The following is a 14,689-nucleotide window of genomic DNA, read 5'->3' as shown; positions in this document are numbered from 1 at the left end:
CCCAGGAGCGACCATCGATGTGCCGAAGCTCTCTCCGTTGACGAACCCCCGCCTGCCGCCACGCCGAATGAAGCCCCTGATCGACATCCAACGCATCGGACCGGATGCCTTCCGCCACCGCATCAGCGCCCAGGGCGGCGCGGTTCAGGAAGAGAGCCGCAGCTTCGCCGCGCTGGAGCACTGCCTGCGCGACGCCGGCGAATCGCTGGGCCGCTACTTCCAGCAGGTGGAACTCAAGTTCGACGGCCTGTTCCTGGGCGCCTGCGCCGTCGACGCGCTGCGCAACACCCCGCTGGCCGTGGCGCGCCGCATCAGCCAGCACTTCCAGCCGGCCTGACGGTCGGCCCGGCGACGAAGCGCCAGGCCAGCAGGGCCGCGAGCGCGGGCGCCAGCGCAAAACTCCCGAACAGCCAGCCGGCGGCCGATTGCGCGCCCGCACTGCCGCCGGGCGTGGTCAGCCCCGCTGCGTTCGCCACCAGCCCGGCCACCGCGGCACCGATCGCCATGCCGTAGAGCTGCACGGTGGTGATCGACGCCGAGGCCAGGTTCTCTTCGCCGCGCGGCGCCAGCGTCAACACCCGCGTCAGCAGATGCGGCCACCCCATGCCGACGCCGAAGCCGGTGGCGCCCAGCGCGAGCGCCATGCCCAGGGTCTGGGTCGCCGGCGCCCATCGCGCCACCGGCACCAGCAGCAGCAGTCCGATCAGGCCGGCCATGCTGACCAGCGGGCCGAAGCGCAGCATGCTGTCGGCCCGCGGGCCGCTGCGGCCGGCGGACAGCAGCGAGGCCGCGCTCCAGCCGCCGGCCATCGCGGCCGTCAGGTAGCCGGCGGCGAGCGGCGAATGGCCGTGCAGCGTCTGCAGGAAATACGGCACGAAGATCTCGGTGTCGGTGCCGATCAGGAGCAGCGCCACGCTGGCGTAGATCGCACCGAAGGCGGTGAAGGGGGCACAGGCGCCGGTCGGCAGCAGGCGGACCTTCGCTCGCCGGTCGATCCGCACCAGGGCCAGGCCCAGCGCCAACCCGAAGATCACCATGCCCACCTGCGCGTACAGCGTGTCGAACAGGCTGGCGGTCGCCACGCTCAAGGCCGAAGCGATCAGCAGCAGGATCTGGCCGATCGGCAGGGCGACGCGTGGCGCGCCCGTCTCGCCCGGGCTGCGCGCCGGCAGCTGCAGGCCGGCGATCAGTGCCTGCCCCAGCGCCACCGGCAGCAGGGCCCAGAAGGCCCAGCGCCAATGCCCCAGTTCGGCGAAGATGCCGCCGACCGCCGGCCCGCACAGGGTCGCGACGCCCCACATGCCCGACACCAGCGCCACGGCGCGCGGCCACAGCCGGGCCTCGAACATCAGGCGGATCAAGGCATAGCCCAAGGCCGCCAGTACGCCGCCGCCAAGCCCCTGCACCGTGCGTCCGGCCAGCATCCAGGCCATGTCCGGGGCCGTGGCGCAGCCGATGCTGCCCAGCACGAATACGGCCAGGGCCGCGAGGTAGCTGCGACGCGGCCCGAACTGCTGCAGCAGTCGCACCGAGAGCGTGGCCCCGAGGATCGACGCCGCCACGAACAGCGTGGTGTTCCAGGCATACCATTCGACCCCGCCGATCTCCCGCACCACCGAGGGCAGGACGGTGGTCACGATGTGGACGTTGACAGCATGCAGCGCGACGCCGCCGGTGACGGCGACCGCGCGCCACGCGTTGCGGCCCGAGAAAAGCTCGGCCCACGAGGCGGTCGGGGGCGGGAGGGCGGCGGTGAACGACGAGGACATGCAATCGGCTCCCTGGCGGCAATTATCAAAGTAATGACTTTCATATTAGCAGCACACCTCAATTAAGCAAGTAAACTCTTGGATAACATGACGCCGAGCGCCACCACCGCCGATCGCATCCTGCTGCTGCTCAAAAGCCGCGGCCCGATGTCGACGGCCGCGCTGGCGGCCGCGCTGCAGACCACCACCGAGGCGGTGCGGCAGCAGGTGCACAAGCTGGCGGAGGCCGGCCTGGTGCGTGGCGTCGCCGAAGCGCCCTCAGGCGTCGGACGCCCGGGCCAGGCCTGGTCGCTGAGCGCCCGCGGCCACGCCCGCTTTCCGGACCGGCACGCCGAACTCACGCGCCAGCTGGTCGACACGGTGCGCGAGGTGTTCGGCGAAGCCGGGCTGGAGCAACTCATCGCCCGCCGCGAAGAGGCTTCCCGCGCCAGCTACCTGGAAGCCTGCCGGGACCTGCCCGAGCTGGCGCCGAGGCTGCGGCGGCTGGCCGCGCTGCGCGACCAGGAAGGCTACATGGCGCGGCTAGAGGCCGATGGCGACGACTGGCTGCTGATCGAGGACCATTGCCCGATCTGCGTCGCCGCCGAGGCCTGCCAGGGCTTCTGCCGCTCCGAGCTGGCGCTGTTCCGAGAAGTGGCCGGGCCCCAGGGCCAGCTGCGCCGCGAGGAGCACCTGATCGCCGGCGCGCGCCGCTGCGTCTACCGGATCACGCCGGTCACCGGTGCGCAGCCAAAGATGGGCGACACTGCGGGTTGATGCCAACCGCTTCCGATTCCCCTGCCGCCGCGCCCCCGTTCCGCCCGACTTTGCGCTTCCTGTTCGCGCATCCGGCGCACCTGATCGCCCTGGGCTTCGGCTCCGGGCTGCCGCACCGGGCGCCCGGCACCGTCGGCACGCTCTGGGCCTGGGTCGCGTTCCTCGTGATGGAGCGCTGGCTGTCGAGCGCCGCCATCGGCTGGGTGATCCTGGCGTCGCTGCCGATCGGCTGGTGGGCCTGCACCGTGACCGCCCGCCACATGAACATCGCCGACCCCGGCTGCATCGTCTGGGACGAGGTGGTCGCCTTCTGGATCATCCTCTGGCTGGTGCTGCCCGGCGGGCTGCTGGCCCAGCTCATCGCCTTCGGGCTGTTCCGCTTCTTCGATGCCGTGAAGCCGGGCCCGGTGGGCTGGGCCGACCGGCTCTTCAAGCCGCGGGCGTCGGCCGATGGCACGGGCACGACCGGCTGGGGCGCCGCGGGCTTCGGCATCCTGTTCGACGACCTGGTGGCGGCCTTCTGCACGCTGCTGGTGATCGCCGCCTTGCGCGCATGGTGAATCCGATGAACGACCACCCGACCCCCTTGTCCGATCTCGACGTTTCCGCCCTGGTGCTCCAGCTCGCCGATTTGCTGCCGCAGAAGGGCTGGATGATGGCCACGGCCGAAAGCTGCACCGGTGGCCTGATCGCCGGCGCCTGCACCGACCTCGCCGGCTCCAGCGTCTGGTTCGAGCGCGGCTTCGTGACCTATTCGAACGAAGCCAAGAACGAGCTGCTGGGCGTCGACGCCGCGCTGATCGAGGCCCATGGCGCGGTCAGCGAGCCGGTGGCCCGGGCGATGGCCGAAGGCGCGGTCGCCCGCTCGCGGGCCCAGGTCTCGGTCGCCGTCACCGGCGTCGCCGGACCCAGCGGCGGCTCGGCCGACAAGCCGGTCGGCACCGTCTGGTTCGGCTGGTCGGTCGATGGCCGCACGCGCACCGAGCGCCGCCGCTTCGATGGCGACCGTGCGGCGGTGCGCGCGGCCACGGTGCACTACGCGCTGCAGACGCTGGTCGAGCTGCTGCGGGCGCCCCCTTGATACGATGCCGCATGTCGCCCACCGAACAGACCCTTCGCCGCTTCTACGACGCCTTCGCCCGGCTCGACGCCGACACCATGGCGGCCTGCTACGCGCCGGACGCGCGCTTCGACGACGAGGCCTTCTCGCTGCGCGGCGCGCGCGAAGTCGGCGGCATGTGGAAGATGCTCTGCAGCGGCACCCAGGCCAAGGGCGCCTCGGTCTGGAAGCTCAACTACCGAGACGTCGAGGCCGATGCCGCCGGCGGCAAGGCGCACTGGGACGCGCACTATCTCTTCAGCGCTACGGGCCGCATCGTCGACAACGCGATCGACTCGCGCTTCACCTTCACGCCCGAGGGCCTGATCGCCACCCAGCGCGACCGCTTCGACTTCTGGCGCTGGTCGCGGCAGGCGCTGGGCGCACCCGGCCTGCTGCTGGGCTGGTCGCCGATGCTGAAGAAGAAGGTGCGCGCCACCGCGGCGGCGAACCTCCAGGCCTTCCTGGCCCGCAACCCCTGACCCCACCACGGACCCGTCCATGACCGACATCACGATCGCCGACCACCCCGCCGAGCACCGTTACGAAGCCCGCATCGGCGGCGAACTCGCCGGCTACTGCGAATACAACCTGCTGAGCGAAGCCATCATGTTCACCCACACGGAAGTGCTGGAGGCCTTCGAAGGCAAGGGCGTCGGCTCGGCGCTCGCCAGGCACGTGCTCGACCAGGCCCGGGCCGACGGCAAGCACGTGATCCCGGTCTGCCAGTTCATCGCCGGCTACATCCGCAAGCACCGCGACTACGCGGACCTGGTGCGCCCCGACGTGCAGCGGGCCTTCAAGATCTGAGGCCGGGCGTCAGTCGCAGCGGTAGCTGACCTCGGCCGCCTGAACGCGCGCTGCCGCGCCGTCCAGGAAGCGGGTCGGGGCGCCGAAGTTGCGGCAATAGGCCTCGGCATCCTGCGCGGTGGGCGACTTGAAGACGCCATCGCCGAGCCGGGTCACGCGCGGCACCGGGCGCGACGCACAGCCGGCGGCGAGCACCGCCGCCACGGCCAGGGCGCAGAGCTCAGTCTTGATAGAACACCTCGACCTTGCCCTTGAGCTTGATCAGCAGCGGCTTGCCCTTGCGGTCCAGCGTACGGCCCGCGGGCACCTTGATCCAGCCTTCGCTGATGCAGTACTCCTCGACGTCGGAACGGTCCTTGCCGTTGAAGCGGATGCCGATGTCGCGCTCGAAGACGGCGGCGACGTGGTGCGGGCTGCTCGGATCGATCGACAGGTGGTCGGGCAGCGGGGGAAGGGGCGTGTTTTCGGTCATGTCTTGAATTTTGCCTCGTCGTTCTTTCGCTCCAGCAGCCTGACCAGCGTGTGCAGCACGCGGTTGACCGGCGTCGCCACGCCCAGCAGCGCGCCGCGCTGGAGGATGTAGCCGTTCAGGTGGTCGATCTCGCTCGCCCGGCCGCGCGCCAGGTCCTGCGCCGTGGACGAATACTGCGTCGGCATGGTCTCGGCGATGCGGCGCACCGCGAGGTCCAGGCCGGCCGGCAGCCGCACGCCGTCGGCCTGGGCGACCGCGACGCACTCGGCCACGATGTCGCGCAGCACCTCGGCCACGCCGACCCCGGCGACGATCCTGCCGTAGGGCAGCTGAGTGATGGCCGACAGGGCGTTGTAGGCGCAATTGAGGATCAGCTTGGCCCACAGCGCGCCGCGCACGTTGTCAGAGATCTCGACCGGGACCCCGGCCTCGGCCAGCGCCTGCACCAGCGCGCCGCTGCCGGACGACGGCTCGATCACGAGTTCGCCGCGCCCGTGGTGCTTCACGTGGCCCGGCCCGGCCATCTCGGTGGCGACGTAGACCACCGCCGCGGCCACCTCCTGCGGCAGCACGCCGCGCAGGCGGTCGGCGTTGTCGACCCCGTTCTGCAGGCACAGCACCAGCGCCTGCGGCTCGAGCCACGGCGCGAGCAGTGCACCGGCGGCCTCGGTGTCGGTCGACTTGACGCAGAACAGCACCAGTTCCGCGCCCTTCGCGGCGCTGGCCTCGGTGCTGGCCGCCAGCTTGATGCGTTGGTCGAAGTCCGCGGTCTCGAGTCGCAGCCCCAGGGCCCGCACGGCGTCGACATGCAGCGCACGCCCGATCAGCACGACTTCGTGGCCCTGCCGCGCGAGCATCGCGCCGTAATAGCAGCCGACCGCGCCGGCGCCCATGACTGCAATCTTCATCCCTGCCTCCAATCGATGACACCGCTACGAAGACACCCGGCCCGGCCGCGGCGCGGGTGCCGGCAGCATCGCAAAGCCGAGGGTCGCGGCCAGCAACAGGGCGGCGATGGTCGCCAGCACCGCGGTGAAGGGTTCCATGCCGTGCGCCACCGCGATCGATGCCGCGACGCCCGTGATCCACTGCATCAGCGCCACGCCGAGGAACATCGCCATCGTGAAGACCGCCATCGCGCGGCCGGTGATCGCCGCCGGGTACGCGGCCCGCACGTCGGCGTACTGCCAGACGATGAAGCCCGAAAGCAGCCCGATCGCGATCGTGCCGCCGACGTCGACCCAGGCTTCGGTGAAGAAACCGATCGCGGCGAACAACGCCGCATAGGCCAGGCTGCAGCCAATGATGCGGCGCCGCCGCACCGGGCCCTCGCGGTCGAGCCGGCCGAACAGCGGCGGGCCGACCAGCGAGATGACCGAGACGATCAGCGCGACGTTGCCGCTCTGCACCAGCGTGTAGCCGTGGCGCTCGATCAGCAGCGGACCGAGCCAGAGGCCGCGCAGCGAGATGAAGGCCGCGTAGGTCACGGCCCCCAGCACGAGGATGCCGAGCGTGTGCGGCAGCGCGAACAGCGCACCGAACTGGCGCAGCGCCGCGAGCGCCGACTCCCGCGGCTGGCCGCCCGGGCGCGCCGGTTCGCGCACCCAGTGCCAGATCGCCAGCCAGGCCAGCACCGAGACCGCGGCGAGCACGACGAAGCCCATGCGCCAGGAGTGCTCCTGCACCAGCCACGCGAGCGGCGTGCCGGTGATCAGCATGCCGACGCCGCCGATGCCCAGCACCAGGCCCGACACCGAAGCGAAGCGCGCGGCCGGGAAATGGCGCGCGATGAACACCGTGCAGACCAGGAAGGCCGGCGCGCAGCCGACGCCGATCAGCACCTGGCCGGCCACCAGCAGCGCGTAGTCCTTCGAGACCGCAGACAGCAGGGCGCCCACGATCGCGAGCGGAAAGGCGGTCAGCACGGTGCGGCGCACGCCGTGCAGGTCGATGCCGATGCCCATGAACAGCTGCATCGCGCCGAAGGAGAAATGGAAGGCGGCCGAGAAGATGCCGAGCGCCTGGGCCGACAGCCTGAACTCGGCCTGCAGCTGGCTGGCCATGATCGCGCCGACGGTGCGGTAGGCCTGGCTCAGCGCAAAGGCGGTGCACAGGGCCAGCACCATGGCCCAGGCGGCGCGCAGCGTCAACGCCGGCGGCGCCAGTCCTGCGGCGGCCGTCTCAGCCGGCACCGTGGCACTTCTTATATTTTTTTCCGCTGCCGCAGGGGCAGGGGTCGTTGCGACCCGGCGTCGCCTCCTTGCGGATCGTCTCGACGCGCGGCCCCATGCTGCGCCACAGCTGGCGCAGGTCGTACACGGCCCAGATCGCAGCGCCGAAGTCGTCCACGCGCTGCTGGCTGACGCTGGGCGGGCCGTCCTCGGCGTACATCGAGAGCGCCGGCTTGCCGGTGTCGTCCTCGGTCAGCGTGACGATGGCGTCGAGCGCCTCGTCGAGCATCCCGGCCGCCTCCTTGTCGCGCGGCGGCGCCCAGTCGTCGGGCCAGTTCTCGACCGCGTACATGAAGCCCAGCGCCCAGACCTGGGCGAAGGACGGGATCGCCTCGCCGGCCATCTCGGCGCGCTCCTCTTCCGGCAGGGCGGCGATCGCGCCGCGGGTGTCGAGCACCTCCGGCTGCCAGGTGCGTTCGTCGTCGAGCGACTCCACGTCGGCGTCGAGGCCGGTCTCGATCTCGCGCCAGCGCCGCTTCCAGCGCCAGACGAATTCCATGTGCTGCGCCGGCACGAAGCCCTCGCCGAGCAGCACCGGCCAGTATTCGGCCGGCTCGATCGGGCGCCGGGTGCAGACCAGCGCGGCCATGAAGCCCTCGCAGAACTCCCACTGCGGCGTCTCGTCGTCCTGCTCGCGCAGGGCGTCGAGGACCTGGTCCTGGGCGTCGAAATCGTCGGGGCCGAGCGGGGGGGCATCGGGCGTGGCGGGGGTCGGGGTGTCGGGCTGGGTTGTCATGGCGTTACAAATGCAGCCCTCTATGATGCAGCAAGGCTTGCGGAGACCCACTATTTCGACACCGATGATTTCGCCGTTCCCGGCGCGCTACACCGCGTTCGCGCTGTCCGCGGCCGGCGCGGTCGCCAGCCTGGCGGCCGTGCTGATGGCCCCGCAGCTCTGGGCTGCCTGGGTGGCGCTGGCCGTCTTCGGCCTGCTCACCGGCACCGGCGTGCACGACCTGCGCCAGTCCCGCCACGCGATCCTGCGCAACTATCCCGTCATCGGCCACCTGCGCTTCCTGCTGGAATACATCCGCCCTGAAATGCGGCAGTACTTCATCGAAAGCGATGCCGAGGCGGCGCCGTTCTCGCGCGCCCAGCGCTCGCTGGTCTACCAGCGCAGCAAGGGCGAACCCGACAACCGGCCCTTCGGCACCCAGCTCGACGTCACGGTCTCGGGCTACGAGTGGATCAACCACTCGATGCAGCCGACCCAGCTGGTCGACCACGACTTCCGCATCGTCATCGGCGGCACACCCAACCCGGCCTCGCCCGCGGGCGAGACCTGCACCCAGCCCTACAGCGCGAGCGTGTTCAACATCTCGGCGATGAGCTTCGGCGCGCTCTCGGCCAACGCGATCCTGGCCTTGAACCAGGGCGCCCGCCTCGGCGGCTTCGCGCACGACACCGGCGAGGGCTCGATCTCCTCGCACCACCGCGTGCACGGCGGCGACCTGATCTGGGAGATCGGCTCGGGCTACTTCGGCTGCCGCAACGACGACGGCTCCTTCAGCGAGGAGCGTTTCATCGCCAACGCGCGCGACCCGCAGGTGAAGTTGATCGAGATCAAGCTGAGCCAGGGCGCCAAGCCCGGCCACGGCGGCGTGCTGCCGGCGCCGAAAGTCACGGCAGAGATCGCGGCCGCGCGCGGCGTGCCGGTGGGCGTGGACTGCATCTCGCCGTCCTCCCACAGCGCCTTCTCGACGCCGGTCGAGATGATGCATTTCATCGCCCGGCTGCGCGTGCTGTCGGGTGGCAAGCCCACCGGCTTCAAGTTCTGCCTCGGCCACCCCTGGGAATGGTTCGCGATCGTCAAGGCGATGCAGCAGACCGGCCTGACGCCCGACTTCATCGTGGTCGACGGCGCCGAGGGCGGCACCGGCGCGGCGCCGGTCGAGTTCAGCGACCACGTCGGCGCGCCGCTGCAGGAGGGCCTGCTGCTGGTGCACAACACGCTGGTCGGCGTGGGCCTGCGCGAGCGCATCAAGATCGGCTGCGCCGGCAAGGTGATCACCGCCTTCGACCTGGCACGCATGATGGCGCTGGGCGCCGACTGGTGCAACGCGGCGCGCGGCTTCATGATGTCGCTGGGCTGCATCCAGGCCCAGGCCTGCCACACCGGCTTCTGCCCGACCGGCGTGACCACCCAGGACCCGGTGCGCCAGCAGGCGCTGGTGGTGCCGACCAAGGCCGACCGGGTGCGCAACTTCCACCGCAGCACGCTGCATGCGCTGCAGGAGCTGGTGCAGGCCGCCGGCCTCGACCACCCGCAGCAGATCACGGCCCACCACATCGTGCGGCGCATCTCCGACACCGAGGTGCGGCTGCTCAGCAACCTGGTGATGCAGGTGCGGCCCGGCGCGCTGCTCGGGCCGCTCGACGGCCAGCACAACGTGTTCCGCACCTACTGGCCGCTGGCCAGCGCCCAGAGCTTCCAGCCCCTGGCCCTATGAATCCCGTCCGACGAGGCGCATCCACGCGCGTACAGATGCGCAAGAGCATGGCCTCCGCGCCGGCGCCGCTCGAAGCCGGCGCACCGCCGCTGCCCGAGGACTACGCCGAATTCCTGCGCCTCACCTTGCCGCAGCAGGAGAAAGCCGTGGCCAGCCACCGTTTCGGCAGCGAGCGCGTCTGGCTCAAGAAGGCCGGACCGCGCCACGGCAAGCTGCGCTACCACCTGCTGGCGGCGATCGCCGGTGCGCTGCGGCTCGACGTGCTCAAGCCGGTGCCGAATCCGGGCGGCGAGGCGGCGATCGCGATCGAGGCCGAGCGGCTGCGCGAGCTCGGCGCCGCCGGGCTGCGGGTGCCGGCGGTGCTGGCGCAGCAGGCCGACGGGCTGCTGATCTCCGACCTCGGGCAAAGCGGGCGCCCGCCTGTGGTGCTGCAGGAGCGGCTCGACCAGGCGGCGGCCGCCGGGCCGGCGGCGCTGCTGGCGACCTGGCGCGAAGGCCTGGCCGCGATCGCGCTCGTGCATGCGCGCCAGACCTACCTGAGCCAGGCCTTCGACCGCAACCTCGTGCAGTGCCCCGACGGCACCATCGGCTACATCGATTTCGAGGACGATCCCGGCGAGACGCTGCCGCTGGCCGAATGCCAGGCGCGCGACTGGCTCAGCTACCTGCACTCCACCGCGATGCTGGTCGACGCCGCCTCGCCGCATGCGGCCGCCGCGCAATGGCACGAGGTGCTGGACCAGGCCAGCGAGGACGTGCGCGACCGGCTGGCGATCGCGGCGGGGCGCATGCGCTGGCTGCGGCACCTGCCCGCGGGCCGGCGCTGGGGCCGCGACACGCAGCGGGTGCGGGCCGTGGCGCGCCTGCTGGCGCGCTGGTACGGGAGCTAGAACGCAGGCGACACCGCGACGCCGCGGGCCGCCAGCCGCTTGCGCATCGACAGCACCGCGCGGTCCTTGCTCAGCAGCCGCGCGCCATGCGCCACGGCGAGATCGATGAAGACCTGGTCGTCGGGATCGCTGCACACGCAGGGTGCGCGCGGCGGCGCGCCCTCGATCCGGCGCGTGCGGGCATCGAAGGCCGCCAGCACCGCGTCGGCCTGCCGCCCGCTGGCCTGCAGCCGGCGGGCGATCAGCGGATAGCCGAGCACCCGCGCCAGTTCGTCGCGCATCGCGGCGGTCGCGATCCATTCGAGCGCGCCGGCCGCCAGCGCTTCCACCAGCGGCGCCTGGGCCGGGTCTTCGAACACCAGCAGGTCGAGCGCGATGTTGGTGTCGATGACGACCCGCACCGGAGGCTCAGCCGCGCTTGGGGATATTGAGCCCGGCCACCACCGCGGGGCGCTTCAGGAAGGCCTCCAGCACGCGGCCCACGTTCGGGAAATCGGCAAAGCCGACCAGATCGCCGGCCTCATAGAAGCCGATCAGGTTGCGCACCCACGGGAAGGTTGCGATGTCGGCGATCGTGTAGGCATCGCCCATCAGCCAGGCGCGGCCGGCGAGGCGCTGCTCCAGCACGCCGAGCAGGCGCCGCGACTCGGCCACGTAGCGGTCGCGCGGTCGCTTGTCCTCGTAGGCCTTGCCGGCGAACTTGTTGAAGAAACCGAGCTGGCCGAACATCGGGCCGATGCCGCCCATCTGGAACATCAGCCACTGCAGGGTCTGGTAGCGTCCGGCCGCATCCTGCGGGATCAGCTGGCCGGTCTTGTCAGCCAGGTAGACCAGGATCGCGCCCGATTCGAACAGCGCCAGCGGCTCTCCGCCCGGACCGTTCGGATCGAGGATGGCCGGGATCTTGTTGTTCGGGTTGATCGAGAGGAAGGCCGGCGACATCTGGTCGTTGGTCTCGAAGCTGACCAGGTGCGGCTCGTAGGCGAGCCCGGTCTCCTCGAGCATGATCGACACCTTGACGCCGTTGGGCGTCGGCAGCGAATAGAGCTGCAGGCGGTCGGGGTGGGTGGCGGGCCATTTCCTGGTGATCGGGAAGGCGGACAAATCGGTCATGAAGGTTCCTGTGTCGGGCGCCGGCGGCCCGGGGTGGGCCGCATTCTGTCTCAAGCGGCCTTGCCGCGTGCGGAGCCCGCCACCATGTCGAACCGGAACAGCCGGCACTCGATCGGCCCGTTCCACATCGGCACCCGGCGCGACTCCTTCAGGCGCATGCGCTTGGGCAGCTGCAGCTCGGGCGTCAGCACCCAGGCGGTCCAGCCGGCGTAGTTCTTTTTCCAGTGGCTCGCGAGCTGGACGAAGAACTCGCCGCCGTCCTCGGTCTGCGCATCCTCGCGGCCGCGGGCCACGCCGCCGACTTCGATCCGCTCGCCATAGGGCGGGTTGAGCACGATCACGCCCGATTCGGCCGGCGGCATGCGCTGCAGGGCATCGCCGCCGCGGAACTGGATCGCCGATGCCACGCCGGCGCGCTCGGCGTTGCGCTCGGCGAAGTCGACCATGCGGTGCGAGACGTCGGAGCCGAAGATCGCCGGCGGCTGCGGCGGCGACGCCGGCACCGACGCGGCCTTCAGGGCCGACCAGACATGGGGCTGGAAGGGCAGCAGCTTCTCGAAGCCGAAGCGCCGCAGCGAGCCGGCGGCGATGCCCGAGGCGATCTGCGCCGCCTCGATCGCGATCGTGCCGCTGCCGCAGCAGGGGTCGTAGAGCGGCTGCGCGGCCACCGCGCCGGTTTCCGGGTTCCACCAGCCGCTGGCCGCCAGCATCGCCGCCGCCAGGGTCTCCTTGAGCGGCGCATCGCCCTTGTCCTGGCGCCAGCCGCGCTTGAACAGCGGCTCGCCCGAGGTGTCGATGTAGAGCGTGCAGGTGTCGGTCGTGAGGTGGGCGAAGACGCGGCAGTCGGGCCACTGGGTCTCGATGCTCGGGCGCACCCCGCCGGCCTTGGCGCGGAAGCGGTCGGCGATCGCGTCCTTGATGCGCAGGGTGGCGAAGTTCAGGCTCTGCAGCGGGCTGTGCTGGGCCGTGGTCTCGATCTTGAAAGTCTGCTTCGGCGTGAACCAGATCTCCCAGGCGACGCCGCTGGCGATCGCGTAGAGGTCGTTCTCGCTGCGGTAGGGCGCATGCGCGAGTTCGATGAGCACCCGCTGGGCCAGCCGGCTGTGCAGATTGAGATTGAGCGCGTCACGCCAGTCGGCGCGCACCCGCACGCCGCCGCGCAGGGTGAGCAGGTCCTGCCCCATGCGCCCGGTCAGCGCATGCACTTCCTGCGCCAGGAAATCCTCGACGCCGGCGGCGCAAGGGAGAAAAAGCGAGAGATCGTTCACGCCGCGATTGTCGCCTCGACAGGGCCCGGCCAGCCGTCGGCTGTTCTATAGTCGACCGGCCGATGAGCTTCTCGCCCACCCCCGCACACCCCGAGGCCGCCGGCGCGGACCGATTCGCCATCCGCTGCGAGGTGCTGCGGCTCAGCGCCCAACCGAGCGGGCCGGTGCTGTGGGTGCAGTTCCTGCTCGACTGCGGCGTGGCGGCCCTGTTCGCCTGGCAATACTCGGTGCCGCACGCGGCCGCCTGGCTCGCGCTGATCGCGGCCACCACCGCCTGGCGCGGCTTCTTCCCGCAACGGCTCCCGGTGCCGCTGACCGCCGACAACCTGCAGCCGGCGCTGCGCCAGCACACGCTGCGCATCGCGCTGCACGAGGGCGCCCACGGGCTGGCCGGGATCCTGCTCTTCAACCCGCAGGATCCGACCTCGCAGCTGATGATCGGCCTGGTGGTGATGGCGATGACGCTGTCCTCGGCCTTCTCGGTCTCCTACCACACGCCAGCGATGCAGCTCGCGATCGCGCTGCTGCTGGCACCGGTCATCGGCATGGGGCTGGCGCTGGGTGCGCCGGTCATGAAGGTGCTGTCGCTGCTCGGCATCGGCCTGCTGGCGATGGTCTGGAAACTGGTGTCGGAACGCTCCCGCCAGCTCGAGGAGAACATCGGCCTGCGCCACAACGAAAGCGCGCTGCGCCAGCAGGCGCTGGCCGGGCTGCGGGAAGCGCAGCAGGCCGAGGCCGAGCGGCTGCGCTTCTTCTCGGCCGCCAACCACGACCTGCGCCAGCCGGTGATGGCGATGGGCCTGCAAGCCGAGGTGCTGCGCCAGCAGCTGCATGCGGGCGAGGACATGGCCCGCGTGATGAACACCGTCGCCGCCCTGTCGCGGGCCCAGCAGGCGCTCGAAGGGCTCACCAACCAGCTGCTCGAAATCGGCCGCATCGAGGCCGCCGCCGACCCGATAGCGCCGGTGGCGGTCGCGCTGGCGCCGCTCTTGAACGAGTTCGCGCGGCAGGCCGGCAGCGGCCGCGTGCGGGTGCGCTGCCCGGCCACGGCCGTGGTCTGGACCGACCTGGTCGCTCTGCGCCGGATCCTCGGCAACCTGGTCGACAACGCGCTCAAGTTCACGCCCCGGGGGCGGGTCCTGCTGGCCTGCCGCCAGCGCGGCGAGAGCTGGCGGATCGAGGTCCGGGATGCCGGCATCGGCATCGCGCCGGAGGCCCAGGATCGCGTCTTCGGCGACTTCGAACAGGTGGGCAACGTCGAGCGCAACCTGCAGCGCGGCCATGGCCTGGGCCTGGCGATCGTCCGGCGGCTGGCGCTGAGGCTGGGCGTCGAGATGTCGCTGCGCTCGGCGCCGGGGCGCGGCTCGGTGTTCGCCTTCGCGCTGCCCGCGGCCCCGCCGGGGGTGCCGCTGGCGCCGACACCGGTGGCGGACGCCGAGGCCGCGCAGGCGCCGCAGCCGCCGCGTCCCGGCCTGGTCGTGCTGGTGGTCGAGGACAACGCCGTGGTGGCGGACGGCATCGCGGCGCTGCTGCGCCTGTGGGGCGCCCGGCCGCAGCTCTGCGGCAGCGCGGCCGAGGCGCTCGCGCTGCCCGACCTGGCGCCTTTCGACATCGCGCTGTGCGACATCCGGCTGCCCGGCCAGCTTGACGGCATCGCGCTGGCGACCGAGCTCCAGCGCCGCCGCCCATCGCTGCCGATCGCGCTGGTCTCGGCCGACATCGACGACGCGACCCGCCAGCTGGCGCACGAGCGCGGCTGGCAGGCGCTGCGAAAGCCCGTGCAGCCCGCCACGCTGCAAGCATTGCTGCGGCGCTTGCAGCGCTGAAGCGC

The 14,689-nt window shown here is 71.4% G+C and carries 18 protein-coding genes; 9 read left to right on the top strand and 9 right to left on the bottom strand.

What is annotated here, in order from left to right; all coding sequences use genetic code 11:
• The first annotated feature begins 67 nt into the window (after positions 1-67).
• Positions 68-337, top strand: a complete 270-nt coding sequence (locus QTI17_RS13205; RefSeq protein WP_286519984.1) for a hypothetical protein — start codon at positions 68-70, stop codon at positions 335-337.
• Here QTI17_RS13205 and QTI17_RS13200 read toward each other — a convergent pair.
• Positions 312-1,769, bottom strand: a complete 1,458-nt coding sequence (locus QTI17_RS13200; protein WP_286533634.1) for an MFS transporter — start codon at positions 1,767-1,769, stop codon at positions 312-314. The genes QTI17_RS13205 and QTI17_RS13200 overlap by 26 nt on opposite strands.
• 87 nt (positions 1,770-1,856) lie before the next feature.
• Here QTI17_RS13200 and QTI17_RS13195 point away from each other — a divergent pair, with 87 nt between their 5' ends.
• Genes QTI17_RS13195 through QTI17_RS13175 form a run of 5 tightly spaced genes read left to right on the top strand, consistent with a single transcriptional unit; the run spans position 1,857 to position 4,434 of the window.
• Positions 1,857-2,525, top strand: coding sequence for a helix-turn-helix transcriptional regulator (locus QTI17_RS13195; RefSeq protein ID WP_286533633.1), 669 nt, complete (start codon positions 1,857-1,859; stop codon positions 2,523-2,525).
• Positions 2,525-3,085 carry a phosphatidylglycerophosphatase A family protein gene (locus QTI17_RS13190; protein ID WP_286533632.1) on the top strand — a complete coding sequence of 187 codons (561 nt, stop codon included), beginning with the start codon at positions 2,525-2,527 and terminating at the stop codon, positions 3,083-3,085. The genes QTI17_RS13195 and QTI17_RS13190 overlap by 1 nt, the downstream gene beginning before the upstream one ends.
• The gene (locus QTI17_RS13185) at positions 3,079-3,606 is read left to right on the top strand and encodes a CinA family protein (protein ID WP_503011045.1); all 528 of its coding nucleotides are present in this window, start codon (positions 3,079-3,081) and stop codon (positions 3,604-3,606) included. The genes QTI17_RS13190 and QTI17_RS13185 overlap by 7 nt, the downstream gene beginning before the upstream one ends.
• 11 nt (positions 3,607-3,617) lie before the next feature.
• A complete protein-coding gene (locus tag QTI17_RS13180; protein ID WP_286533630.1) occupies positions 3,618-4,106 on the top strand; it encodes a nuclear transport factor 2 family protein in 489 nt (162 codons plus the stop codon).
• 19 nt (positions 4,107-4,125) lie between these two features.
• On the top strand, positions 4,126-4,434 hold the full coding sequence (locus QTI17_RS13175; protein ID WP_353506398.1) for a GNAT family N-acetyltransferase: 309 nt from the start codon (positions 4,126-4,128) through the stop codon (positions 4,432-4,434).
• 9 nt (positions 4,435-4,443) lie between these two features.
• On the opposite strand, the gene QTI17_RS13170 is transcribed toward QTI17_RS13175, so the two are convergent.
• The 5 genes from QTI17_RS13170 to QTI17_RS13150 are packed head-to-tail and all read right to left on the bottom strand — an operon-like array spanning position 4,444 to position 7,873.
• Complete coding sequence (locus tag QTI17_RS13170; protein ID WP_286533628.1) at positions 4,444-4,638, bottom strand: hypothetical protein; 195 nt, start codon at positions 4,636-4,638, stop codon at positions 4,444-4,446.
• A gap of 16 nt (positions 4,639-4,654) precedes the next feature.
• On the bottom strand, positions 4,655-4,906 hold the full coding sequence (locus QTI17_RS13165; protein WP_286533626.1) for a DUF3297 family protein: 252 nt from the start codon (positions 4,904-4,906) through the stop codon (positions 4,655-4,657).
• Positions 4,903-5,814 (bottom strand): ketopantoate reductase family protein, encoded by a 912-nt coding sequence (locus QTI17_RS13160; RefSeq protein ID WP_286533624.1) that lies wholly within the window; start codon positions 5,812-5,814, stop codon positions 4,903-4,905. The genes QTI17_RS13165 and QTI17_RS13160 overlap by 4 nt, the downstream gene beginning before the upstream one ends.
• A 24-nt stretch (positions 5,815-5,838) precedes the next feature.
• Entirely contained in the window at positions 5,839-7,032 is a 1,194-nt protein-coding gene (locus tag QTI17_RS13155; RefSeq protein WP_286533827.1) for an MFS transporter, read from the bottom strand.
• Positions 7,033-7,087: 55 nt separating this feature from the next.
• Positions 7,088-7,873 (bottom strand): UPF0149 family protein, encoded by a 786-nt coding sequence (locus QTI17_RS13150; protein ID WP_286533621.1) that lies wholly within the window; start codon positions 7,871-7,873, stop codon positions 7,088-7,090.
• 64 nt (positions 7,874-7,937) lie between these two features.
• Here QTI17_RS13150 and QTI17_RS13145 point away from each other — a divergent pair, with 64 nt between their 5' ends.
• Together QTI17_RS13145 and QTI17_RS13140 are read left to right on the top strand one after the other, a co-directional pair.
• Positions 7,938-9,587 (top strand): FMN-binding glutamate synthase family protein, encoded by a 1,650-nt coding sequence (locus QTI17_RS13145; RefSeq protein WP_286533619.1) that lies wholly within the window; start codon positions 7,938-7,940, stop codon positions 9,585-9,587.
• On the top strand, positions 9,584-10,477 hold the full coding sequence (locus QTI17_RS13140; RefSeq protein WP_286533617.1) for a BUD32 family EKC/KEOPS complex subunit: 894 nt from the start codon (positions 9,584-9,586) through the stop codon (positions 10,475-10,477). Before QTI17_RS13145 ends, QTI17_RS13140 begins: the two co-directional genes overlap by 4 nt.
• Here QTI17_RS13140 and QTI17_RS13135 read toward each other — a convergent pair.
• From QTI17_RS13135 to QTI17_RS13125, 3 genes are read right to left on the bottom strand one after another with little or no spacing between them, the layout of a single operon-like run.
• On the bottom strand, positions 10,474-10,878 hold the full coding sequence (locus QTI17_RS13135; protein WP_286533616.1) for a putative toxin-antitoxin system toxin component, PIN family: 405 nt from the start codon (positions 10,876-10,878) through the stop codon (positions 10,474-10,476). The genes QTI17_RS13140 and QTI17_RS13135 overlap by 4 nt on opposite strands.
• A gap of 7 nt (positions 10,879-10,885) precedes the next feature.
• The gene (locus tag QTI17_RS13130) at positions 10,886-11,590 is read right to left on the bottom strand and encodes a glutathione S-transferase N-terminal domain-containing protein (RefSeq protein ID WP_286533615.1); all 705 of its coding nucleotides are present in this window, start codon (positions 11,588-11,590) and stop codon (positions 10,886-10,888) included.
• 50 nt (positions 11,591-11,640) lie between these two features.
• Complete coding sequence (locus tag QTI17_RS13125; protein ID WP_286519966.1) at positions 11,641-12,858, bottom strand: THUMP domain-containing class I SAM-dependent RNA methyltransferase; 1,218 nt, start codon at positions 12,856-12,858, stop codon at positions 11,641-11,643.
• A gap of 62 nt (positions 12,859-12,920) precedes the next feature.
• Here QTI17_RS13125 and QTI17_RS13120 point away from each other — a divergent pair, with 62 nt between their 5' ends.
• A complete protein-coding gene (locus QTI17_RS13120) occupies positions 12,921-14,684 on the top strand; it encodes an ATP-binding response regulator (protein WP_286533613.1) in 1,764 nt (587 codons plus the stop codon).
• Positions 14,685-14,689: the final 5 nt, after the last annotated feature.

It is taken from the genome of Variovorax sp. J31P179 (assembly GCF_030316985.1).
Taxonomy (GTDB): domain Bacteria; phylum Pseudomonadota; class Gammaproteobacteria; order Burkholderiales; family Burkholderiaceae_C; genus Variovorax; species Variovorax ginsengisoli_B.
The sequence above is the reverse complement of the archived record's forward strand: the minus strand, read 5'-3'. Positions and strand labels throughout refer to the sequence as shown.